Annotated in this window: 22 protein-coding genes and 1 tRNA gene; 13 read left to right on the top strand and 10 right to left on the bottom strand. The window is 65.6% G+C overall.

Annotated elements, in window-relative coordinates; all coding sequences use genetic code 11:
• Complete coding sequence (locus C8J26_RS05120) at window positions 1–732, top strand: NTP transferase domain-containing protein (RefSeq protein ID WP_107956928.1); 732 nt, start codon at window positions 1–3, stop codon at window positions 730–732.
• Between the two features lie 177 nt (window positions 733–909).
• On the opposite strand, the gene C8J26_RS05115 is transcribed toward C8J26_RS05120, so the two are convergent.
• Complete coding sequence (locus tag C8J26_RS05115; protein ID WP_107957087.1) at window positions 910–1,551, bottom strand: peptidylprolyl isomerase; 642 nt, start codon at window positions 1,549–1,551, stop codon at window positions 910–912.
• Window positions 1,552–1,664: 113 nt separating this feature from the next.
• Between C8J26_RS05115 and C8J26_RS05110 the strand changes: the two genes are divergently transcribed.
• Genes C8J26_RS05110 through C8J26_RS05085 form a run of 6 tightly spaced genes read left to right on the top strand, consistent with a single transcriptional unit; the run spans window position 1,665 to window position 6,801 of the window.
• Window positions 1,665–2,570 carry an ATP-grasp domain-containing protein gene (locus C8J26_RS05110; RefSeq protein WP_107957086.1) on the top strand — a complete coding sequence of 302 codons (906 nt, stop codon included), beginning with the start codon at window positions 1,665–1,667 and terminating at the stop codon, window positions 2,568–2,570.
• Window positions 2,570–3,601, top strand: a complete 1,032-nt coding sequence (locus C8J26_RS05105) for an LLM class flavin-dependent oxidoreductase (RefSeq protein ID WP_056411501.1) — start codon at window positions 2,570–2,572, stop codon at window positions 3,599–3,601. The genes C8J26_RS05110 and C8J26_RS05105 overlap by 1 nt, the downstream gene beginning before the upstream one ends.
• Window positions 3,598–4,332, top strand: a complete 735-nt coding sequence (locus tag C8J26_RS05100) for a methionine ABC transporter ATP-binding protein (protein WP_107956927.1) — start codon at window positions 3,598–3,600, stop codon at window positions 4,330–4,332. Before C8J26_RS05105 ends, C8J26_RS05100 begins: the two co-directional genes overlap by 4 nt.
• Entirely contained in the window at window positions 4,329–4,991 is a 663-nt protein-coding gene (locus C8J26_RS05095) for a methionine ABC transporter permease (RefSeq protein ID WP_107956926.1), read from the top strand. The genes C8J26_RS05100 and C8J26_RS05095 overlap by 4 nt, the downstream gene beginning before the upstream one ends.
• Window positions 4,992–4,999: 8 nt before the next feature.
• Window positions 5,000–5,794, top strand: a complete 795-nt coding sequence (locus tag C8J26_RS05090) for a MetQ/NlpA family ABC transporter substrate-binding protein (RefSeq protein WP_107956925.1) — start codon at window positions 5,000–5,002, stop codon at window positions 5,792–5,794.
• Between the two features lie 38 nt (window positions 5,795–5,832).
• Window positions 5,833–6,801, top strand: a complete 969-nt coding sequence (locus C8J26_RS05085; RefSeq protein ID WP_107956924.1) for a magnesium and cobalt transport protein CorA — start codon at window positions 5,833–5,835, stop codon at window positions 6,799–6,801.
• A gap of 169 nt (window positions 6,802–6,970) precedes the next feature.
• Here C8J26_RS05085 and C8J26_RS05080 read toward each other — a convergent pair whose 3' ends face one another.
• Entirely contained in the window at window positions 6,971–7,960 is a 990-nt protein-coding gene (locus tag C8J26_RS05080; protein WP_107956923.1) for an NADP-dependent oxidoreductase, read from the bottom strand.
• A gap of 141 nt (window positions 7,961–8,101) precedes the next feature.
• Window positions 8,102–9,295, bottom strand: a complete 1,194-nt coding sequence (locus C8J26_RS05075; protein ID WP_107956922.1) for a DUF2171 domain-containing protein — start codon at window positions 9,293–9,295, stop codon at window positions 8,102–8,104.
• A 236-nt stretch (window positions 9,296–9,531) separates the two neighbouring features.
• On the opposite strand from C8J26_RS05075, the gene C8J26_RS05070 reads away from it, so the two are divergent.
• Window positions 9,532–9,607, top strand: a tRNA-Ala gene (locus tag C8J26_RS05070).
• Between the two features lie 161 nt (window positions 9,608–9,768).
• Here C8J26_RS05070 and C8J26_RS05065 read toward each other — a convergent pair.
• The gene (locus C8J26_RS05065) at window positions 9,769–10,230 is read right to left on the bottom strand and encodes a MarR family winged helix-turn-helix transcriptional regulator (protein WP_107956921.1); all 462 of its coding nucleotides are present in this window, start codon (window positions 10,228–10,230) and stop codon (window positions 9,769–9,771) included.
• Between the two features lie 120 nt (window positions 10,231–10,350).
• On the opposite strand from C8J26_RS05065, the gene C8J26_RS05060 reads away from it, so the two are divergent.
• From C8J26_RS05060 to C8J26_RS05050, 3 genes are all read left to right on the top strand, one after another.
• Window positions 10,351–10,776 carry an organic hydroperoxide resistance protein gene (locus tag C8J26_RS05060; RefSeq protein WP_107956920.1) on the top strand — a complete coding sequence of 142 codons (426 nt, stop codon included), beginning with the start codon at window positions 10,351–10,353 and terminating at the stop codon, window positions 10,774–10,776.
• A gap of 296 nt (window positions 10,777–11,072) precedes the next feature.
• A complete protein-coding gene (locus C8J26_RS05055; protein ID WP_244185158.1) occupies window positions 11,073–11,453 on the top strand; it encodes a hypothetical protein in 381 nt (126 codons plus the stop codon).
• Window positions 11,454–11,570: 117 nt separating this feature from the next.
• Window positions 11,571–12,965 carry a carboxylesterase/lipase family protein gene (locus tag C8J26_RS05050; protein ID WP_107956919.1) on the top strand — a complete coding sequence of 465 codons (1,395 nt, stop codon included), beginning with the start codon at window positions 11,571–11,573 and terminating at the stop codon, window positions 12,963–12,965.
• A gap of 35 nt (window positions 12,966–13,000) precedes the next feature.
• Here the strand turns inward: C8J26_RS05050 and C8J26_RS05045 are convergent, their stop codons facing one another.
• Window positions 13,001–13,198 carry a hypothetical protein gene (locus C8J26_RS05045; RefSeq protein ID WP_082445022.1) on the bottom strand — a complete coding sequence of 66 codons (198 nt, stop codon included), beginning with the start codon at window positions 13,196–13,198 and terminating at the stop codon, window positions 13,001–13,003.
• Window positions 13,199–13,372: 174 nt separating this feature from the next.
• On the opposite strand from C8J26_RS05045, the gene C8J26_RS05040 reads away from it, so the two are divergent.
• Window positions 13,373–14,443: a PA0069 family radical SAM protein gene (locus C8J26_RS05040; protein WP_107956918.1), complete on the top strand. Its 1,071-nt coding sequence runs from the start codon at window positions 13,373–13,375 to the stop codon at window positions 14,441–14,443.
• A 127-nt stretch (window positions 14,444–14,570) separates the two neighbouring features.
• Here C8J26_RS05040 and C8J26_RS05035 read toward each other — a convergent pair whose 3' ends face one another.
• Window positions 14,571–16,106 (bottom strand): aminoacyl--tRNA ligase-related protein, encoded by a 1,536-nt coding sequence (locus C8J26_RS05035; protein ID WP_107956917.1) that lies wholly within the window; start codon window positions 16,104–16,106, stop codon window positions 14,571–14,573.
• Window positions 16,107–16,170: 64 nt separating this feature from the next.
• Window positions 16,171–16,755 carry a CRISPR-associated protein Cas5 gene (cas5, locus tag C8J26_RS05030; RefSeq protein ID WP_056411524.1) on the bottom strand — a complete coding sequence of 195 codons (585 nt, stop codon included), beginning with the start codon at window positions 16,753–16,755 and terminating at the stop codon, window positions 16,171–16,173.
• A gap of 401 nt (window positions 16,756–17,156) precedes the next feature.
• On the opposite strand from cas5, the gene C8J26_RS05025 reads away from it, so the two are divergent.
• Window positions 17,157–18,050 carry a DMT family transporter gene (locus tag C8J26_RS05025; protein ID WP_107956916.1) on the top strand — a complete coding sequence of 298 codons (894 nt, stop codon included), beginning with the start codon at window positions 17,157–17,159 and terminating at the stop codon, window positions 18,048–18,050.
• Between the two features lie 32 nt (window positions 18,051–18,082).
• Here C8J26_RS05025 and C8J26_RS05020 read toward each other — a convergent pair whose 3' ends face one another.
• From C8J26_RS05020 to gcvPA, 3 genes are all read right to left on the bottom strand, one after another.
• A complete protein-coding gene (locus tag C8J26_RS05020) occupies window positions 18,083–18,601 on the bottom strand; it encodes a CcdC protein domain-containing protein (protein ID WP_107956915.1) in 519 nt (172 codons plus the stop codon).
• 118 nt (window positions 18,602–18,719) lie between these two features.
• Entirely contained in the window at window positions 18,720–20,300 is a 1,581-nt protein-coding gene (gene gcvPB, locus C8J26_RS05015) for an aminomethyl-transferring glycine dehydrogenase subunit GcvPB (RefSeq protein ID WP_107956914.1), read from the bottom strand.
• Complete coding sequence (gene gcvPA, locus C8J26_RS05010; RefSeq protein WP_107956913.1) at window positions 20,297–21,655, bottom strand: aminomethyl-transferring glycine dehydrogenase subunit GcvPA; 1,359 nt, start codon at window positions 21,653–21,655, stop codon at window positions 20,297–20,299. Before gcvPA ends, gcvPB begins: the two co-directional genes overlap by 4 nt.
• Window positions 21,656–21,668 lie beyond the last annotated feature (13 nt).

The raw sequence follows: 21,668 nt of genomic DNA, 5'->3' as shown, positions 1-21,668 counted from the left end.
ATGATCGACACGCCCCGGATTCAAACGGCGATCCTCCTCGCCGCCGGGGAAGGCAGCCGCCTTCGCACCTCCGCCCCGTACAAGCCGCTCTGCGCGGTGGCGGGGCGGCCGCTGATCGCGCACGCGCTAGAGGGGCTGGCCGAGGCCGGTTTCGCGCGCGCGATCGTGACGGTCAGCTATGGCCGCGAGGCGATCGAAGCCTATCTCGCCAGCCGGCGCTGGCCCCTGGCGGTCGAGACGGTCCTCGCCGATCACCGCGAACCGAATGGCGTGTCGGTCCTGGCCGCGCGTGAGGCGCTGGCCGGCAGCGAAGCGGTGCTGGCAATGTGCGACCATCTCGTCAGCCCAGCGCTCTATGCCCGCATGGCAGCCGCGGGGGCCGGTGGTGGCCTGCGGCTCGGCATCGACCGGCGGCTCGGGCATGACTGGGTCGATCCCGAGGACGTGACCTGCGTCGCGACCGACGGCGACCGCATCGTCGCGATCGGCAAGGGCCTGGAGCCGCACGACTGCTACGACACCGGCGTCTTCGCGATCGGCCCTGCGCTGTCCGACGCGCTGGCCACGCTCGCCAGCCCCTCGCTGACCGAAGGCGTCCGCCTGCTCGCGGCGCAGGGCCTCGCCCGGATCGTGGAGTGCAGCGATATCGACTGGATCGACGTCGACGACGCCCCCGCGCTGGCGAAAGCCGAAGCGTGGATGGCGACCAGGGCCGACGCCGTCGCCGCCTGAGCCCGGGCGTCAGAGCCTAGCGCGTCAGCCGATCACAGTTCCCGACACCACCCCGGCGAAGGCCGGGGCCCAGTTGGGGGACGGCGGTAACGAAGCGCAGTCCGCCGTTACTACGACCTTTCCTCCTGGGCCCCGGCCTCCGCCGGGGTGGTAAAGTGGTCGGCGCCGTACGCGAGCCTATTGGGCGCGCCGCACGGTGAGGATCTTCACCGGCGCAGCAATCATCTGCCCCTTCATCACCCCCACGCCCGCCGTCGCCGACGTCGGCGCACCGAGGATGCGTTTCACCACGTCCATCCCGGCGACGACATGCCCGAACGCCGCATAGCCAGCCGTGTCGCCGCTCCCCGCAGGCGCCGCGTCCAGCGACAGTACCGGCCCGATGGTGATGAAGAAGTCCGCCGTCGCCGTCCCCGGTGCCAGCCGCGCGAGCGAGATCGTCCCATCGACATGCGACAGCCCCGTCTTGCTGGTCGGCTCGTGCGCCACCGGCTTCAGGATGCGCTTCGGATCGTTCTGCGGCCCGCCCTGGATCAGCCCGGTCCCCTGCCCCAGGTTCATCGCCCGGTAGAAGGTCACGCCATCGAGCCGCTTCTGATCGACATAGCGCAGGAAATTCGCGGTCGTCAGCGGCGCGCGCGCCTTCTCCAGCGCCAGCGTGATCGGCCCCTCGCTCGTCGTCATCACGATCGAGACGGTCTCCGCCGGCACCGCATCGGCAGCAGCCGGCACGCTCGGCGCCACGGGAACCGGGGTTTGCGCCGAGGCGGAAACGGCGAAGAGAAGCGCGAGCGACGCGCCGATCAGTGTGGAGGTCATCGCCAAGGCTACCGCGCTGCGCCCGCGCTGTCAGCCAAGAACGATGCGAAATTGCGCACCCCAAACTATTGCTTGGGTTTGCACACCCGCGCGCAATGCGTATCCGTCGGACGATGACCGATCTCGCCATTCTCTACGAGCACCCGCTCTGGTTCGAACCGCTGTTCGCCGCGCTCGATCGCCGCGGCGTCGACTTTTCGCGCGCCACGCCCGACGGCTTCTGGAACCCCGCGGACCAGACCGCCCCCGGCCGCGTCGTGTTCAACCGGATCGCGATGTCGAGCTTCCTGCGCAACGACGAGCATCCGATCTTCGATACGATGGCGATGCTCGATCACTGGCGCCGCACCGGCGCGCGCGTGATCAACGGTGCCGACGTTCTCGCGATCGACGCGTCGAAGGCGCGGCAACTGTCGCTCATCGCGTCGCTCGGCCTCGCGATCCCCGAGACGCGCGTCGTCCACCGCGCCGCCGACGTCGTGGCCGCCGCGCAGACGCTCCGCTTCCCGCTGGTCGTGAAGGCCAATATCGGCGGATCGGGTGCGGGCATCATCCGCTTCGACAGTCTCGACGAACTGCGCACCGCGGTCGCCGACAGCGGCCTGCCAAGCAGCGTCGACGGCGTGTTGCTAGTGCAGGAATATGTCCCCGTCCGAGGTGGCGCGATCACCCGGATCGAGACGCTCGACCGCAAGTTCCTCTACGGAATCGAGGTCGCGGGTGGCGGCGCGTTCGATCTCTGCCCCGCCGATGCGTGCGTCGTCCCCGGCTCGGGGATCAAGATGGCGGCCGTCGAGCCGTCGCAGACGCTGAAGGATGCAGCCGAGGCGATCGCCCGCGCGGTCGATCTCGATGTCGGCGGGGTCGAGGTGATGATCGACGACCGCGATGGCGTCGCGCGCTTCTACGACATCAACGCGCTGTCGAACTTCGTCGCCAAGCCGTTGGAAACACTCGGCTGGGATCCCCACGACCGGCTCGTCGATTACCTGATCTACAGAATCGGGAAGGCTCGCTGATGCGCTATGGATACTGGACTCCGGTTTTTGGCGGCTGGCTGCGCAACGTCCCTGACGAGGGGATGGAGGCGAGCTGGGCCTATACCAAGGCGCTGACGCAGAATGCGGAGCGCTGGGGCTATGACCTGACGCTGATCGCCGAGCTGAACCTGAACGACATCAAGGGCGTCGAACAGCCTGCGCTCGATGCATGGTCGACCGCGGCGGCGCTGGCGGCGGTGACCGACAGCATCGAGTTGATGGTCGCGGTTCGCCCGAACTTCCACCACCCCGCGCTGTTCGCCAAGGCGGCGGCCAATATCGACCGGATCTCAGGCGGCCGGCTCGCGCTCAACGTCGTGTCGTCCTGGTGGGCGGACGAGGCCAAGCAATACGGCCTCCAGTTCGACCAGCATGACGATCGCTATGCGCGCACCGCCGAATGGCTGACCGTGGTCGACGGGCTGTGGACGCAGGAGCGGTTCGACTTCGCCGGGCAGTTCTACACCACCGAGCAGGCGATCTGTTCGCCCAAGCCCGTCAAGCGCCCTACCGTCTATGCCGGCGGCGAGAGCGAGAAGGCCAAGGCCATGATCGCCGCGCAGTGCGACGCCTATGTCATGCACGGCGACCCGGCCGACGCGATCGCGCCGAAGATCGCCGACATGGCGGCGCGACGTGCAGCCGCCAATGAAAAAAGGGGGGGCGGCGCACCGATGCAATACGGCATGGCCGCCTATGCGATCGTCCGCGACAGCGAGGCGGAGGCGAAGCGCGAGCTCGAGCGCATCACCAGCGTCACCGAACTGCCCGCGGGCTATGCGAATTTCGACCAGTGGCTGTCGGGCACGCAGCTCGAACGCGAACTGAAGATCCAGGAATATTCGGTCTCCAACCGCGGCCTGCGCCCCAATCTGGTCGGAACGCCCGAACAGTTGAAGGAACGCGTGGCGGAGTATGAGGCCGCGGGTCTCGACCTGCTGCTGCTCCAGATGAGCCCGCAGGCCGAGGAAATGGAGCGGTTCGCGGTGCAGGTCATGGGGTCCGCATGATCCGCCTCACCGACGTCATCAAAACCTACCCGGCAAGCGATGCGGCGGCGCTCGACGGCGTGTCGCTGGAGATCCCTGCGTGCGGCGTGTTCGGGGTGATCGGTCAGTCCGGCGCGGGCAAGTCGACGCTGATCCGGCTGATCAACGCGCTCGAACGGCCGACATCGGGGCGCGTCGAGGTCGATGGCATCGACGTCGCAGGCCTGTCGGCGGCGGACCTCCGCGCGCTTCGGCGGCGGATCGGCATGATCTTCCAGAACTTCGGACTGCTCTCCTCGCGCACGGTCGCGGCGAACGTCGCCTTCCCGCTGGTGCTCGCTGGCGTCGCCAAAGCGGCGCGCGAGAGCAAGGTCGCGGCCTTGCTCGACCGGGTCGGCCTGTCCGATCATGCCGCCAAATACCCCGCCCAATTGTCCGGCGGCCAGAAGCAGCGCGTCGGGATCGCCCGTGCGCTCGCCACCGATCCCGACATCCTGCTGTGCGACGAGGCGACGAGCGCGCTCGACCCCGAAACCACGCGCTCGGTGCTCACGCTGCTCCGCGATCTCAACCGCGACCTCGGGCTGACGATCGTGCTGATCACGCACGAAATGGACGTCGTCCGTTACGTCTGCGACCGCGTCGCGGTGCTGGAACGCGGCCAGGTCGTCGAGACCGGCACCGTCACCGACATCTTCGCCAACGCCGCGCATCCGGCGACCAAGCGCATGCTCGCGGCCCTCGCGGCATGACTTTCTTCGCGAACATCGACTGGTCCGACATCGGCCAGGCGTGCCTCGACACGCTCATCATGCTGGGCGGGTCGCTGATCCTCACCATCGCGCTCGGGCTGCCGCTCGGCGTGCTGCTGTTCCTCACCGGACAGGGCCGGCTGGCGCAGAACCGCGTCGCCAACGCGGTGCTTGGCATCGTCGTCAACATCCTGCGCTCGGTGCCGTTCATCATCCTGCTGATCGTGATGATCCCGCTGACCGTCATGCTCGTCGGCACCTCGCTCGGCGTCGCGGGCGCGATCCCGCCGCTCGTCGTGGGGGCCGCGCCCTTCTACGCGCGGCTCGTCGAGGGATCGCTGAAGGAAGTCGACCGCACGACGATCGAGGCGGTCCAGGCGATGGGCGCAACCACGCGCCAGATCGTGACCGGCGCGCTGATCCCCGAGGCACTGCCCGGGCTGATCGCGGGCGCCACCGTCACCGCGGTCGCGCTCGTCTCGTTCACCGCGATGGCGGGCGTGGTCGGGGCCGGCGGGCTCGGTGACCTCGCGATCCGGTTCGGCTATCAGCGGTTCCAGACCGATGTGATGGTCGTCACCGTCGTGCTGCTGGTCGTCCTCGTCCAGATCATCCAATATGCCGGCGACGCGCTCGTCCGCCACTTTACCCGCCGCTAGGAATATTCATGAACCGCCGCACTCTGCTTGCCACGCTCTCGCTGCTCGCGCTCGCCGCGTGCGGTGGCGCAAAGACCAATGACGGAAAGACGCTGACCGTCGCCGCGACCGCGGTGCCGCATGCCGAGATCCTGGAGTCGATCAAACCCGCGCTCGCCAAGGAAGGCGTCGACCTCCAGATCCGCGTCTTCAACGATTATGTGCAGCCCAACCTCCAGGTCGAGCAGAAGCAGATCGACGTCAGCTATTTCGAGACCAAGCCCTATCTCGACGAGTTCAACGCCTCGCGCGGCACGCATCTGGTGCCCTATGCGGGCATCCATGTCGAACCGCTCGGCGCCTATTCGCGCAAGTGGAAGACGATCGCTGAAGTGCCGAACGGCGCCATCGTCGCGATCCCGAACGAGCCAAGCAACGGCGGCCGCGCGCTGCTGCTGCTGCAAAAGGCCGGGCTGATCACGCTGAAGACCCCGACCAATCCGCTGTCGAGCCTCAACGACATCGCGACCAACCCGAAGAACCTGAAGTTCAAGGAGCTGGAGGGTGCCACCCTGCCCCGCACGCTCGGCGAGGTCGATCTGGCGCTCATCAACACCAATTACGCGCTCGACGCGAAGCTCAACCCGGTGCGCGACGCGCTCGCGATCGAGGACAAGAACAGCCCCTATGTCAATTTCGTCGTCGGCCTGCCCGGCGGCGACAAGGACCCGCGCGTGATGAAGCTGATCGCGGCGCTGCGCAGTCCGGCGACCAAGGCGTTCATCGCGCAGCATTATCAGGGTGCGGTGCTGCCGGCGTTCTGATACCGGCGCGGGCTTCGTTCGTGTAACTCCGAGGCTCCATGACGGTCGTCGCTGCGTATCTCTATCGTCACGGGAAACGCGTCCGCGCGGTCTCGATCGACGAGAAGGTCGATTGCCCCGCGGACCGGTCCGAGTTCGTCTGGATCGGCATCTGCGACCCGACCGATGACGAGATGCGGACGCTGCAGCAGCAGTATAACCTCCACCCGCTCGCGGTGGAGGACGCGGTCAAGGCGGACCAGCTGCCCAAGGTCGACGTGTATGGCAACCAGCTGTTCGTCGTCGCACGCACCGCGCAGCTCGAGGGTGACAAGATTGCGTATGGCGAGACCGCGATCTTCGTCGGCCACAGCCATATCATCAGCGTCCGCCACGGCTCCGCGCGCTCGCACAAGGCGCTGCGCGAACAGCTCGAGGCCGCACCGACGCTGCTGATCAACGGCGTCGACTATGTCCTCCACGCGATCCTCGACTATGTCGTCGACGGCTATCTGCCGATCATGGAGAGCATCGAGGACGAGGTGCTCGCCATGGAACAACGCACCATCGACGCGTTCCTGGGCCGCGACGAGATCGTCCGGATATTCGGGTTAAGGCGAGAGATGATCCGCTTCCAGCGCATCCTGGGTCCGATGGGCGAGGTCGCAGGAAAGATCGTCCGGCTCGACCTGCCGTGCATCGATACCGAGGCGAAGCCGTATTTCAGCGATGTGCTCGATCACGTCCGCCGCGTCCAGACGATGGTCGAGGGGCTCCGCGAAGTGCTGACGTCGGTGTTCGAATTCAGCAACCTGCTCGAACAGCAGCGCACCGGTGCGATCACCCGCCAGCTCGCCGCCTGGGCCGCGATCCTCGCCGTCCCGACCGCGATCGCGGGGATCTACGGCATGAATTTCGAGCACATGCCCGAGTTAAAGACACAATATGGCTATTTCGTCGTGCTGGGCGTGATCGCGGTCGTGTGCTCCGCGCTGTATCTGAAGTTCAAGCAGGCGAAGTGGTTGTAGAGAAGCGTGGTACCCGACCGCTGATCCTCCCCCGCCAGGGGGAGGTGGCTGGCACTCGCCAGACGGAGGGGGCGGAAAGGGAGAACCGCTGTTCCGTGCCCTCCCCCTCCGTCGCCTTCGGCGCCACCTCCCCCTGGCGGGGGAGGATCGAACGTCAGGCGTCTTTACCTCAGACCTTCACCAGCATCTTGCCCGTGTTGCCGCCCGAGAACAGCCCGAGAAACGCGTCGGGCATCGTCTCGAGACCCTCATGGACGGTTTCCTGGCGCTTGAGCGTCCCGGCGCTAAGCATGCCGCCCATGTCCTTGTAGAACTCATCGGCGCGGCTCATGAAGTCGCTGACGATGAAGCCGCGGATCTGGATGCGGTTGCCGATCAGCCGCGCGAGATATTTGAGCTGCGTCGCCGCACCGCTGTTGTAGACGTCGATCATCCCGCAGATCGCGAACCGCGCATGCAGGTTCGCATGCGCCAGCGCCGCGTCGAGATGCTCGCCGCCGACATTGTCGAAATAGACGTCGATGCCCTTCGGTGCCGCCTCGCCGAGCGCCTTCACCACCGGCACGTCGCCCTTATAATCGATCACGGCATCCGCCCCGAGCGACTTCACCCACGCGCATTTCTCCGCGCCGCCGGCCGACCCGATCACCGTCATGCCTTTGGCCTTGGCGACCTGCACGACGGTCGAGCCGACCGCGCCTGCCGCTGCCGACACGAACACCGTGTCGCCCGCCTTTGCCTCGGCGACCGCGAGCAGCCCGAAATAGCCGGTCATCCCCGGCATGCCGAGCTGGCCGAGAAACGCCTGCGGCGGCACGTCGAGGGCGGGCAGCTTCTGGACCTGCGCGGCGGGCACAACAGCCTCGTCGCGCCAGCCGGCCATGTGCAGCACCATGTCGCCGACCTTGATCCCGTCGTCGTTGCTCTCGACGACCTCGCCGACCGCGCCGCCCTGCATCGCCTCACCCAGCGCGAACGGCGGGACATAGCTCTTCACGTCGTTCATCCGCCCGCGCATGTACGGATCGACCGACAGCCAGCGGTTGGCGATCCGGACCTCACCAGCGCCGAGCGACGCCGTTTCGAGATCGATCATGGCGAAGTCGGTATGCTTCGGCATGCCTTGCGGACGAGTCTTCAGGCTCCATGCACGGGCCATAGCTTTGCTCCTGTCTTGAATATTCGTATTATGGGTATGGCGAAACACATGCGCCGCGCAACCCGCAAAAAAGCCCGGACGTCTCCGCCCGGGCTCCTTGCCGGCCGGTGTCAGACGACACCGGCCGATGTGTTCATGCGATCAGTACGTGCTCGAACCCGGCTTGCCGAGCGTGTCCGAAGTCGTGCTAGCGGTCGATGCCGCGCCCGTCGAAGTCGTGCTACCGGCCTGCGTGGTCGACGCGTAACCGGTTGCACTGGCGTCCTTCTTGTCGCTGCCGGTGCGGTCGCCATACTCGAACATCGCCGAGTTGCGCTCTTCCTCTTTCCACGCCGCCTTGGCTTCGTCCGCCGACTTCGACAGGTTCACCTTACTGTCGACGGTCTTGATCCAGCGCGACGGAATCGAGTGATGCACGCCGCCCGCATCGCGGTCATTCTTGGTCAGCAGGATGCGGTCGCCCTTCACCTTGTCGACGGTGCCGACATGGCTGCCGTCGGAACCGACGACTTCCATATGCTCGGTGACCTGCGACAGCGAACTCCGTTGGCCCTGACGCTCGGTGCGCCACGACGAGAATTCATTCTCGAACTTGGTGCGGTTCTCGTTGCGATACTCGTCATAGTCGCGGTCGAGCGCGGCGATCTGCGTGCTGCGCCAATTGTGGTAATGATCGTCGTGCGTGCTCGACGAACGGTTGCCGGACGATCGATCGCCCGGATTGCCGAAGGACCGCTCGTCGTAACGCGCATCGGCCTCGCGGCGGCGCTCCGCATCGTCATCGCCGAACCACGAACGCACTTCGTCACCCGCACGCGCGATAAAGCCGCGATCGTCATAGTCGTAACCCTGCGGCTGGCGGCCATAGCCGCGATCGTCGCCGCGCGGCCCGCTGCGACGATTGTCGTCGTCCGCGTGGCGGTTGCGGCCGACGTCCTGGAAGCGATGACCATCCGATGCATAGCTGCCATGATATTCGGTATCGCGCGGGCCTTGGCCGCGCTGGCCATAGGCCTGCTGTCCGTAGCGCGACTGGCCAGACTGCGACTGGCCATAGCGGTCACCTTGGGTCGGCTGCTGGCGATCATTATGGCCGCCATAATAGTCGCGACCGCCCTCGTCGCGCTGCTCGCTGCCATAGCGGCCACGATTGCCTTGGTCGTCACGCCCGCGGTTGCCGTCGCGATCATATTCACCGGCTGCTGCGTAGTCGCGCGCACTGGATCGACCGTAATCGCCCCCATCGGACCGGAAATCGCGGCCGTAATCCTGCGAGTTGGGCCGACCATAATAGTCGCCCGACTGGCGATCTCGGGTATTGCGTTCGTAGACCATAGGAACCTCCTAATTGCTGTCCTGCGGTTGCCGGCATCGTCGGACGCGACGCCGTGCACTCCACCGTCTACAAGCGCCGATGCCTTTGATAGTTCCTGTGTTTGCGGCAACTTGACGGCGACACGAAGCTGCGTTGCGACGACATGCCACAGATCAGGCGGACCGGGCTTTACAAGCCGGTTGCATCCCCCAAATCGACCCGTTAAGCCGCGACCATGGCCTATGGCCGACCGCGCGGGGCCGTAGCTCAGATGGGAGAGCGCTGCAATCGCACTGCAGAGGTCAGGGGTTCGATTCCCCTCGGCTCCACCACGCGACGGTGACCGACACAGTTTGGTCTGAGATGAGCCGCTAGTGACGCAGCATCTTTGGTGTCGCCAGCCTATTACCGCCTCAGAGTCTCCAGCACAGATGATCTATCGGCGCGGTGTGAATCAGGCCGGTTTGCTCTGCACGCCAGACCCATATTGCCGTCACTCCGTGATGCTTGGCCGATCTCCGGGCTTGAGTGCGAGCGCCTGACGAAGCGCCGCCACCTCGGCATTCAGCGATGCGAGCCGGTCCGGCGTCATTCCCGATCGCTCGACGATCAGCGGGCCGAGGCACCCCGTCTCGGCCCAGCATGCCCTTCCCGCATCGGTCAGGCGAACCCGGACCTCGCGTTCGTCGGCCGGGTTGCGGATCCGTGTGACAAGTCCTGCGGCCTCAAGGCGTTTTGCCAGCGGCGTGATGGTGCTCGGCTCGAGCGCGAGCCGTTCGGCAATCGCGCCGATCGAACGACCATCTTCCGCCTCGTTGAGCGTCTGGAGGACCAGAAACTGCGGATAGGTGATGCCAAGCCCGTCGAGAACTGGCTTGTACGCGCGGTTGATCGCGATCGTCGCCGCGTAGAGCGAAAAGCAAAGCTGGTCGTCGAGTGGGAGTGGGACGGACACGAGACAGGCTCCTTCTAGGCCAGCTGCCTACCACGCAAATGATTATCGCGCAAAATGATACTGGACAGTACGGTTGGCCGCGCCTAGATGATTATCGCGATAAGCAATTGGAGACCCGGAATGTCGATCGACGTAAAATACACCACCGAAGCCACCGCAACCGGGGGTCGTGACGGTCACGCGCGGTCGCAGGACGGTCGGTTCGACGTTGCTCTGTCGACGCCAAAGGAACTGGGCGGCGCAGGCGGCGATGGCAGCAATCCTGAGCAGCTGTTCGCAGCGGGCTATTCCGCGTGCTTCATCGGTGCGCTGAAGGTCGCCGGCCAGCAATTGAAGATGAAGCTGCCCGCAGACGTCGCGGTCACGGCAAAGGTCGGCATCGGCCCGCGCTCGGAGGGCGGCTTTGGTATCACGACGGATCTGACGGTATCGCTCCCGGGCCTCGAGCGTAACGAGGCGCAGAAGCTCGTCGATGCGGCCCACCAGATCTGCCCCTATTCGAACGCCACGCGCGGCAATGTCGACGTGGGCCTGACGCTCGCCTGAGGCCTTCGACACGATGTCGGTGCAGGACATGGCGCTTCCGTGCTGTGTGCTGCACCGTTTGCTGGCCGGTAATCCCTCCCGGCGAGCCATCGTGTTGCAGACTGCGTACGCTTCCCGGTGTGCGACAGTCCCCGCCAGCGACGCTGCGGCGGTCCTAAAAAGCAATCTAGGATACGGCTTGCGCGGTTTCTGCGTTCATCTTGATCGAGAGCAATAAAGTAGTCCGATCGGGCCGGACATTACAGCGATGCATCCGCGTTCACGATCGCCAACACAGGCTTCGTGGAGAGAATGACATGGCTGTTAAATTCGCCGGAACGATGAACGCGATCAATCGCGGACTGGATGCGACCAAGCCGACCAAGGGCGCCGACATGGTCGAGGATTGGGAAGCAGCGCTGGCCGATAGCGACGTTTCGGGCGCCAAGGGTATTTTGCGCGACCTCGGATCGCTGCGCAAGCAGCTCGAGAAGGACACGCCCGACGCGGACCGCGTCCATGCGCTTCTGCACCGACTGGGCACCGCGACGACGAAGATCGCCGAGAAGGCCGATTCGTCGCAAGAGAAGCTGAAAGCGCTTGGACAGGCGCTGACCGAAGCCGGCGAAGATACGCCGGACGAAGAGGAAGACACCGAAGCCGCTGCAAGCCCGAAGCGCGCACGCAAGAAGGCCTGATTTCTGGGGCCGGCCGGACGGCCGGCCCCACCATTTTCCAGAACGGATCGTCTGGTATCGTCGCGGACGCACCCTTAGGCTGACCCGGTCGTCCCGATCAGCCTCAAGGATATTGCCATGCGTTTGACCTTAGCCATTGTGGCAACACTGCTGGGCAGTTCGGCGCTCGCGCAAACAACGTCGGTAGAGACACACGTCACACTCGACAGCGGCAAGCTACGCGGGCGCGCTACCGACGGCATCATCGCGTTCAAGGGTATCCCGTTCGCCGCGCCGCCCGTCGGGCCGCTTCGCTGGCGTGCGCCCCAGCCCGTCGCTCGCTGGTCAGGCGAACGCGACGCGAGTCGCTACACCAATGATTGCATGCAAAAGCCTTTCCCGAGCGATGCCGCGCCGCTCGGCACGCCGCCGGCCGAGGATTGCCTCTATGCAAATGTGTGGAAGCCCGCCGGTGCCTCGTCCAAATTGCCGGTGATGGTGTGGATCTACGGTGGCGGCTTCGTCAATGGCGGGTCATCGCCGCCGACCTATTCGGGCAGCGCGCTCGCCAAGTCGGGTATCATGGTCGTCAGCTTCAACTACCGCCTAGGCCGGTTCGGCACGTTCGCGCACCCGCAATTGAGTCACCAGAACCCGGATCGGGGGTTGCTCGGCAATTACGGCTATATGGATCAGCTCGCGGCGCTGAAATGGGTGCAGCATAATATCGCCGCGTTCGGAGGTGACCCTGCGAATGTGACCATCATCGGCGAGAGCGCGGGCGGCATGTCGGTCCACACGCTGCTGACGTCGCCGATGGCCCGCGGGATGTTCAATAAGGCGGTGGTGATGTCAGGCGGCCCCGGGACCGGGCCTGCCAGCACGATCGAGTCGGCCGAGGCGATCGGCGTTGCGTTCGCGCAGTCTAAGGGGATCGCGCCGAACGATCCGCAGGCGCTGGCAAAGCTTCGGCGGCTTTCGGCGGATCAAGTGACCGACGGGCTGAACCTGGCGGCAATGTTCACCCCCGGCTCGGGACCGCAAACCTACAGCAAGCCTGTTGTCGACGGCCGCATCGCGGTCGATCCGGTCGCCGCCTACACAGCGGGACGGTTTGCCAATGTTCCGGTGATGATCGGCGCGACCAGCGACGATATCGGCGGTCCGCAAGGCTACATGGTCGAGGGCGCGCGCGACACCGCGGCGTTGCTCGCCGCGAAAGGCGTGCCGACCTATTATTACCGGTTCTCCTATGTCGCGACATCGGCACGGACCGACAAGACTGCCGGTGCATCGCATGCATCCGACATTCCGTTCTTCTTCGATACCGCCGCGATCAAATATGGCGCGAAGACCAGCACGGCCGACCGGGCGGCGGGCCGGACCGCGAGCACCTATCTGGTCAATTTCGTGAAGCGCGGCGATCCGAACGGGGCGGGCCTGCCACATTGGCCGGCAACGAGTGCGCGCACGCCGAAAATGCTCGAGCTCGACTCGAGCGGTGGCGCGGCACTGGTCGAGGACAAGCGTTAGAGCCTACCCCCTCCATGCTGCGCGGCGGGGCTGTCCTATGCGAGGGCGGACCCGCCGCGAGCCGCATGGATCAGGTCGACGAGCTGCTTGTTGATCGACGCGCCGTGCAGATGAAGATGCACTGCGTCATAGCCCTCTCGCCGCAACCGCTGACGCAGCGCATTGACCGACTCGCATTCGCCCGACCGTGCCAGTTCGAATGCTCGCTCCACCGTGGTAATTTGTCCCGTCATCCCGTCGCCCTAAGCGATATCCCGACAGGCCGCGAGCGCTCATTCGTCCGGCACGCAAGTCTTTATAATGGCTGCCAAGTTTAATAAATCTAGATCAAGTTTTCTATTCTGCCCGGGTGTGCGCCTCACCGCTTTGTTCTATCTTTGTTCGCAATCCTGGCGTATCGTCGAGCGATGACGACGGGTCGACCAGTTCGCGGCGCAACACGAAACGACGAGAGCCGGCGTTTCAACCTGCCGCAGACCGAGCTGGACGGCGACTGGCTCGACATGCGCGAGGGGATCGACGGGATCGCACCGAAGCTTCGAACGACGGTGACAGTCGAAACTCCGAGGACGATCATTAGCCGCAACGCCTCGCCCGACGTCCCGTTCGATCGCTCGATCAACCCGTATCGCGGCTGCGAACACGGCTGCATCTATTGTTTCGCGCGCCCGAGCCATGCGTTTCATGACCTCTCGCCGGGGCTCGATTTCGAAAGCAGGCTGTTCGCCAAGCCGTCCGCCGCCACCCTGTTGCGCGCGGAGCTCGGCAAGCCCGGCTATGTCGCCGCGCCGATGGCGCTGGGGACGAACACCGATCCCTATCAGCCGATCGAGAGCGACTGGCGGATCACGCGCGGTATCATCGAGGTGCTGGCGGAGACCGATCATCCGCTGACGATCACGACCAAATCCGACCGTGTCGTGCGCGACCTGGACCTGCTGGCACCGATGGCGGCGAAGCGGCTAGCGGCGGTGGCGATGTCGATCACCTCGCTCGATCCGAAGATCGCGTCGACAGTCGAACCGCGTGCGCCGCATCCCGAGCGGCGACTGGCGGCGGTGCGCAAACTCGCCGATGCGGGGGTGCCGGTCTATGTCTCGATCTCACCCGTGATCCCGGCGATCACCGATCACGAGATCGAAACTCTCATCGCGCGCGCTGCCGAAGCGGGCGCGACCCGGGCGTTCTTCATCCCCGTGCGCCTCCCGCACGAAGTGGCCCCGTTGTTCCGCGCGTGGCTCGACGAGCATTTTCCCGATCGCGCGGGGAAGGTGATGACGACGATCGCGTCGTTGCGCGGCGGCAAGGACAACGACCCGAACTTCTTCACGCGGATGAAGGGACAAGGACCTTGGGCAGACCTGCTGGCGACGCGGTTTCGGATCGCCTGCGCTAAACATGGCCTGAACCAGGAGCGCATCGCACTGCGGAGCGACCTGTTCCGCGCACCGAGGGGGCCGCAGGGGGAACTGTTCTAAGGGCGCGGGCATGACGGGCTGACGACCGCCCGACGGTGCGAGTACCGATCAACCATCCTCCCCCGCCAGGGGAGGATGAGGATAGCCCGGAGTCAATCGCGATACGCCAGCCCGGAATGGCGATCGATCAGTAGGCGCGGCCGATCAGGATGCGCTCAACCGCAGGCTCGCCGGTGAAGATGCACGCGCCGTTATCGCAGCCGGTCTGGCCCATTGGCGCGTTGCGGATCGTGAGCTTGAGCGCCTTCAGGCGGGTGACGACCGTCTCCAGCGCAGGACCGGTGGGCTTCGACCAGCGAACGTCAACCCAGCCGGGGTTCTTGATGCCGTCCGCGAAGTGCGATTCGAGCGCGGCGAAATCGTCGACCGGGACGATATTGGCCTTGAGACGGTTCATCGATTCGACATGGAGCGTCGCCTGCACGTCGTGCAGCATGTCCGACACCTCGCCAACGAAATCGGCACGCGCAACCGCGTTGCTGTCGAGCTTGCCGTTCTCTCGATACAGACGATCGCGGCGAATGACCGAGACATTGCCGCCAGCGACGTCTCGCCCGCCGACCTCGATAATGATCGGCGCGCCCTTCTTGACCCAGCCCCAGCGCTTTGTCGCGGCCTTGGCGGGTTTGAGGTCGAGCAGCGCACGAACCGGCTCGCCAAGCGCGAACTGCTTCGCCAGTTCGGCCTGGAGCCCCTTGCAATAGTCGATGATCGCCGCGTCCTCGGGCACGTCGCGCAGCATCGGCACGATCACCACCTGCCACGGCGCGATCATCGGCGGCACGCGCAGGCCGTCGTCGTCGCCGTGGACCATGATGACGCCGCCGATCATCCGCGTCGACACGCCCCAGCTCGTCGTGTTGCACAGCTCGAACTCGCCGCCCGCATTCTGGAAGCGGATGTTCTGTGCATGCGCGAAGTTGGTGCCGAGGAAGTGCGAGGTGCCGGCTTGCAAGGCCTTGCCGTCCTGCATCATCGCCTCGATCGAATAGGTCGCGACGGCGCCGGGGAAACGCTCATTCTCGGGCTTCTCGCCTGCGATGACGTGGAGGCCGAGGCACTCCTCGGCGAAGTCGCGATAGACCTCGAGCATCTTGAGCGTCTCGTCGCGCGCCTCTTGCGGGGTGGCGTGGGCGGTATGTCCCTCCTGCCAGAGGAACTCGCTGGTGCGCAGGAACATGCGCGTGCGCATCTCCCAGCGGACGACATTGGCCCATTGGTTGATCAGCACCGGCAGGTCGCGCCACGATTGGACCCAGCGTGCGAACGCGGCGCCGATGACCATCTCGGACGTGGGGCGCACGACCAGCGGCTCCTCGAGCTTGGCGTCGGGATCGGGGACGAGCCGGCCATAGCCGTCGGCCTTCAACCGGTGATGCGTGACGACCGCCATTTCCTTGGCGAACCCGTCGACATGCTCGGCCTCCTTCTCGAAGTACGAGAGCGGGATGAAGAGCGGGAAATAGCAGTTCTCATGCCCGGTCGCTTTGATCCGGTCGTCGAGCAGGCGCTGGATCCGCTCCCAGATGCCATAGCCCCAGGGGCGGATGACCATGCAGCCACGGACGCCGGATTCCTCGGCGAGGTCGGCTTCCGAAATGACGGCCTGGTACCAGGCGGAGAAATCCGCCTCGCGGGTGACGGGGAGTGCGCGCTTTATCATAGCGTCGCGGATAGCGGGTGTGGATTGGTTCGTCACCCCATCTACAGTGCAGGCCAAATTGGGATCAGCGTGCGAATTCATTAGAATCGATTGGCGGCACGACGATCGTACCGGCGACCGCGGACGCCCTGAAAAACCGCAATCCATGATCCTTCCCGTTGCGCGTATCGTAGACCATCCAGCCGAAATCGATCGATTCCGATGCGTAGTGGCTCGCAGGCGGGATATCGTCCTTTTCCAGCAAAGTGATCGCGGCGGGGAATTCGGTCAGGCCAAGAAAGGGCGGATGATGGTACCGCCCCTGCACGACCCGCCGCCGGAACGATCCTGCATGCGCGGCTGCCGTGTCAGAACGATCCGCAACCGACGTCAGAGAGAAGCTGGCGGTCACCATATAGTTGACGTCGACCAGGATGTTCGCGCGACGAGGCCCCATCCCGCGGTGGTCGACGGTCGTCCAATGCCGCTGGATCGGATGCAATATCGCGATCTGCTCGATCGTCCAGCGAATGGACGGCGGCCCGTGAATGGCTTCGAAGAGTGTCCGCGCGGAGCCCGGTGGGATCGCGTCGTAACTTACGAGATCGACATTGAATTCCGGACGCCGGAAACACGCGCGGTCGCCGCGGATCAGCACTTTGAAACCCACAGATTCTCGCCTTGTGTCTTTTCTGTTCGTCTTATGTTTTCTTTATTTTCAATTTGCGGGCAAGAAAAAGCGTCGCCGAAACGGATCCGCTTTTCCCGACGCTTGCTATCCCCGCTCCTATCGTTCGCGAGCCGCTGGCATTGCCGGCGATTTTTAGGAGGGCTAGCCTCATGACGACGAAAATCACGGCGACATGCGTTCTGAAAGACGCCCAATGGACCGCCATCACATTTGCACTGGAACGTCGGGACCCGCGCTCCACCGCTCCGCCGCCCCCATGCAGAGCCCGCGACCGCAGCGCTGCCATTGCCGATCCTGCAGACGGGACCGGCTGCGGCTGACGAGATCATCAGCGCGGAAAGCGGAATGACGTAGCCAAGATGTATGGCTAGGACGCGCTCATGCCCTCAGACCGCATCCTTCCCGCCATCGGCATGCGGTTGCTGTCGGTCGTGATCTTCGCGCTGATGAATAGCGCGATCAAGTTGGCCGAGCGGCACGGCGCGAGCGTGTCGGAGATTCTGTTCTTTCGGCAGTTCGGCGCGTGTCTGCTGGTATCGGGCGTGATCCTGGCCGGCCCCGGTCTGCCGTCGATCGCGACCAAGCGATTGCCGGCGCATGTCGTCCGTGCGGTCGTCGGGCTGTCGGCGATGGCGTTCACGTTCAACGGGATCGTCGCGCTGCCGCTCGCGGAGGCGACCACGATCGGGTTCACTGTACCGGTATTCGCGACGATCCTAGGCGCGCTGGTGTTGCGCGAGCCGACCGGGTGGCATCGCTGGGCTGCGGTGGCGACCGGGTTTGCGGGTGTCTTGATCGTTGCGCAGCCGGGGGGCGATCACTTTCCCCTGTGGGGTGCGGGGTGTGCGCTGGCGGGCGCGTTCGGGACGGCGAGCGTGTCGATCCTGCTGCGGCAGATCGGCAAGACCGAAAGCGCGCTGACGACGGTCTTCTGGTTCTCCGCGCTATCGCTGGTGCCGCTGTCGGTGATCTACGCGCGGGCGGCACAGCCACACGAGTTGGTGACCTGGGCGTGTCTCGCGAGCGTCGGGATCTTGGGTGGCCTCGCGCAGATCGCGATGACGACGTCGTTGCGGCTCGGGCCGGTGTCAGTGGTGGTGCCGATGGATTATTCGAGCCTGTTGTGGGCGACATTGCTCGGCTGGCTGGTGTTCGACACGTTGCCCGCAAAGGCGACCTGGTTCGGCGCGCCGGTCATCGTCGCAAGCGGGCTCTATATCGTCTGGCGCGAGCATGTCCGCCGGCAGGAAGAGACGGATCGCGCGATCGCGTGAGGGCGAACGCCCCCCTGGCGGGGGAGGATCGCTCAGGTCTGGCGAGCGCGGGCGGTGTCCAATAGCCGTTTGGCGCGCAGGTACATCTCGATGCGTTGCGTGGTGAACAGGCCGAGCGCGAGCGCGACCAGCATGTCGGTGATAGCGAACGCATTCAGGTGCAGCGCCTGGCCGTCACCGATCACCGCCCGCGCGCCGGTGCGGAGCGCGACGATCGCGACGATGAACAGCACCGCGGCAGGCGACGACGTCGTGTTGAGCGCGTGGCTGTCGGGATCGATCGTGATCCGCATCATCTTCCCGCGCTGCCAGCCAAGTGCTGCGCCCATCACGAGCGCCAACGCGCAGAAGAGCCAGGCAAGTCCCTGCGGCGGGTACATCACTACCATGTAGAGTGCGACCGCAGCATAAAGCGCCGGGAAGACCCAGAGGCGTTCGAGCTTAAGCGGCTTGACCACGCTCATGCGACGCCAGCGAACCGCAAAGACGATCCCGATGATGACGGCCGTGATCGCGTAGCTGATCCAGCCCTGTGCCTCGTTCGCCTGCATCGGTTCCCCCCTGCAACGTTACCCCATACAGTGTAGTATGAACGCAATACAGCGGGAGTAAAGGGGGCATGCTTGGTCCGGTCATCCTGACGGTCGCCAGGATGACCGGAAGAGAGCGTTACTCGGCCGCCTGCGCGAGCGGCGCGGGGTCCTTCCAGACCAGCACCGGCTTGCGTGCCGCGAGCGTCTCGTCGAGGCGCGCGCGGGGGGCGAAATGCGGCGCGGTCTTGAGGCTCGGATCGCCCGCCTTGGCGCGCTCGGCGACCGAGCGGAGCGCGGCGATGAACTGGTCCAGCGCCGCCTTCGACTCGGTCTCGGTCGGCTCGACCAGCATCGCACCGTGAACGACGAGCGGGAAGTACATCGTCATCGGGTGGAAGCCCTCGTCGATCAGCCCCTTGGCGACGTCGATCGTCGAGAAGCCCTCGGCCAGCCCGGAGTCCGAGAACAGCGCCTCATGCATGCACGGACCCGACGGGCCAAACGGCGCGTCGAGCGTGTCGTCGAGGCTGCGCAGGATGTAGTTCGCGTTGAGCACCGCATCCTCCGACACTTGGCGCAGGCCATCGGCGCCGTGGCTGAGGATGTAGGTCAGCGCGCGCGTGAACATGCCCATCTGGCCGTGGAACGCGACCATACGGCCGAAGCTGCCGGCGTGATGTTCGCCCGCGGTTTCCTCCTCGACCAGGACGAACTGGCCATCCTGCTTTTCGACAAAGGGCAGCGGTGCGTAGGGCGTGAGCGCCGCCGAGAACACCACCGGACCCGAACCCGGACCGCCGCCGCCATGCGGGGTCGAGAAGGTCTTGTGCAGATTGATGTGCATAGCGTCGATGCCGAGATCGCCCGGCCGGACGCGGCCGACGATCGCGTTGAAGTTCGCGCCGTCGCAATAGACGAAGCCACCCGCCGCGTGCACCGCGTCCGAAATCTCGCGCATGTCGCGCTCGAACAGCCCGCAGGTGTTGGGGTTGGTGATCATCACGCCCGCGACGTCGGGGCCGAGGCGTGCCTTCAGCGCGGCGGTGTCGACGCGGCCTTCGGCGGTGGCGGGGATATCCTCGACGCTGTAGCCGGCGAACGCCGCCGTCGCGGGGTTGGTACCGTGTGCGCTCTCGGGGACGAGAATGATCTTGCGATGCCCCTCACCCTTGGCCTCGAGCGCGGCGCGGATCGCGAGGACACCGCACAGCTCGCCGTGCGCGCCCGCCTTGGGGCTCATCGCGACCGAGGTCATGCCGGTGAGCGTGACGAGCCAGTGCGCGAGCTGGTGGATGACCTCGAGCGCGCCCTGCACCGTGTCGACCGGCTGGAGCGGGTGGACGTCGGAGAAACCGGGCAGCCGCGCCATCTTCTCGTTGAGCCGCGGGTTGTGCTTCATCGTGCACGAGCCGAGCGGGAAGAAACCGAGATCGATGCCGTAATTCTGGCGCGACAGGCGCGTGTAATGGCGGACAGTCTCGGGCTCCGAGAGACCGGGGAGGCCGATCGGGGCCTTGCGTGCCAGCGCGCCGAGCTTGCTGGTCGCCGCGCGGGCGGGCGCGGTCGCGAAGTCGACGCCGGTGGTGTGGCTGTCGCCGATCTCGAAGATCAGCGCTTCCTCCAACATCAGCGCCTTGTTGCCGGTGACGCTGGCGGGGACGTTACCCTTGCCCTGCTCGGGCGCGGTCGGACGCCAGCCGCTCTGGTTGATGCTCATGCCAGTATCTCCTGGAGTGCGGACGCAAGCGTTTCGACGTCCTCCGCGGTGGTCGTTTCGGTCACGGCGACGACGAGGCCGTTCGCGAGATCGTCCTTGCCGGGATAGAGACGCCCGAGCGAGACGCCCGCGAGGATACCGCGATCGGCGAGCGTGCGAACGACGGGGCGCGCCTCGACGGGCAGCTTCAGCGTGAATTCGTTGAAGAAGCTGTCGTTGATCAGTTCGACGCCGGGGATCTGCGACAGGCGCTCGGCCGCGGCCACGGCACCCGCATGGTTCACCTCGGCGAGCTGGCGCAGGCCCGCTTCACCCAGCAACGTCATGTGGATCGAGAAGGCCAGCGCGCAAAGCCCCGAGTTGGTGCAGATGTTCGACGTCGCCTTTTCGCGGCGGATATGCTGCTCGCGCGTCGACAGCGTCAGCACGAACCCGCGGCGGCCATCGGCATCGACCGTCTCACCGCAAAGCCGACCGGGCATCTGACGGACATATTTGTCCTTGCACCCGAACAGCCCGACATACGGCCCGCCGAACTGGAGGCCGACGCCGAGCGACTGCCCCTCACCGACGACGATGTCCGCGTCCATCTCGCCGGGCGAGGTGATCGCGCCGAGCGCCACGGGCTCGGTGACGACCGCGATCAACAGCGCCTTCTTCGCATGGCACGCATCCGCGAGCGGACGCAGATCGGCGATGCGGCCGAGGATGTCGGGATACTGGACGACCACGCACGACGTATCGTCGTCGATCTTCGCGATCAGCCGGTCGAGGTCCATCTCGGGCACCAGCCGCGGGTCGGTCGTGTCGAGCACGTCGCCGGTGAACTTGGCCATCGTGTTCGACACCGACACGTAATGCGGGTGCAGCCCCGCCGACAGGATCGCCTTGCCGCGCTTGGTGATGCGGCGCGCCATCACGATCGCTTCCCAGCATGCGGTCGAGCCGTCGTACATCGACGCGTTGGCGACGTCGGTGCCGAGCAGCCGCGCAACCTGCGTCTGGAACTCGAACAGCATCTGCAGCGTGCCCTGCGCGATCTCGGGCTGGTACGGCGTGTAAGCGGTCAGGAACTCGCCGCGCTGGATCAGGTGATCGACGCTGGCGGGAACATGATGCTTGTACGCGCCGCAACCGAGGAAGAACGGCGCTTCCCCTGCGGTCAGGTTCTTCTTGGCGAGCGCCGCCATGTGGCGTTCGACCGCCATTTCGGACGCATGCATCGGCAGGTCGCGGACGGGGCCGTCGAGGCGCGCGGCCTCGGGCACGTCGACGAAGAGGTCATCGATCGTCGCGGCGCCGATGACGGCGAGCATCGCCTCGCGGTCGGGCTGGGTCAGGGGAAGGTAGCGCATTCTAGTCTCCTCC

It is taken from the genome of Sphingomonas aurantiaca (genome assembly GCF_003050705.1).
Lineage (GTDB): Bacteria > Pseudomonadota > Alphaproteobacteria > Sphingomonadales > Sphingomonadaceae > Sphingomonas > Sphingomonas aurantiaca.
The sequence above is the reverse complement of the archived record's forward strand: the minus strand, read 5'-3'. Positions and strand labels throughout refer to the sequence as shown.